Raw genomic sequence first — 905 nt, forward strand, 5'->3', positions numbered from 1 at the left:
CCACCCCAAGACTCCCGACCGAAGGTCGGCAAGCGCGATCGCGCGTCGCCGCGGGTGCGGCGGACGCCCTCGGCCGACCACGGCCGCGGGCCACCGAGAACGTCCATGATCCTCGTCGTCGACAACTACGATTCGTTCGTCTTCAACGTCGTGCGCTACTTCGAGGAGCTCGGCGAGACCGTGCGCGTGGTGCGCAACGACGCCCTCGACGTGGACGGCATCCGCGCGCTGGCCCCCGAGGCCCTGGTGATCTCGCCCGGGCCGTGCACGCCGGCCGAGGCCGGGATCTCGCTGCCGGCGATCCGCGCGCTGTCAGGGCAGATGCCGATCCTCGGGGTCTGCCTCGGGCACCAGGCGATCGGCGCGGCCTTCGGCGGCAGCGTCGAGCGGGCGCAGAAGCCGCTGCACGGGCAGGCGACGCCGGTGACGCATATGGGCGAGCGCTTGTTCGCCGGGCTTCCGGCCGGGATGCAGGTCGGGCGCTACCACTCCCTCGTGGTGGCGCCGCGGCCGGCCATGGCGGCCAACCTCACCGTCGACGCGCGCTCGGCCGAGGGCGAGGTGATGGCCCTGTCGCATCGCCGCCACCCGACCTACGGCATCCAGTTCCACCCGGAATCGGTGCTCACCGAGAACGGCCACGCGATCTTCTCGAACTTCCTCGGGCTCGCCCGCGGCTGGCGGGCGCGGGGCCCCTCGGGGGAGGGCCATGATGCTGTGGCATGACGGGCGCCTGAGCGACGGCACCACCCTGCCCTTCGACCTCACCGATCGCGGCCTGACCCTGGCCGACGGCGTCTTCGACACGGCCCTGGCGCTCGCCGGCCGCGTCGCCTTCGCGGAAGCGCACGTCGCCCGCCTCGTCGCCTCGGTCGCGGCGCTGGGCTTCCCGGTCTGCCCCGAGG

1 protein-coding gene and 1 pseudogene are annotated in these 905 nt (G+C 73.6%); both read left to right on the forward strand.

Translation table 11 applies throughout. From position 1 onward, the window contains the following. Positions 1-105: 105 nt before the first annotated feature. Entirely contained in the window at positions 106-726 is a 621-nt protein-coding gene (locus FV222_RS27565) for an aminodeoxychorismate/anthranilate synthase component II (protein WP_147753333.1), read from the forward strand. After that, positions 713-905: pseudogene (locus tag FV222_RS27570) on the forward strand (class IV aminotransferase); the annotation flags it as partial. The gene FV222_RS27565 and the pseudogene FV222_RS27570, both read left to right, overlap by 14 nt.

It is taken from the genome of Methylobacterium sp. WL103, assembly GCF_008039885.1.
Taxonomy (GTDB): Bacteria; Pseudomonadota; Alphaproteobacteria; order Rhizobiales; family Beijerinckiaceae; genus Methylobacterium; species Methylobacterium cerastii.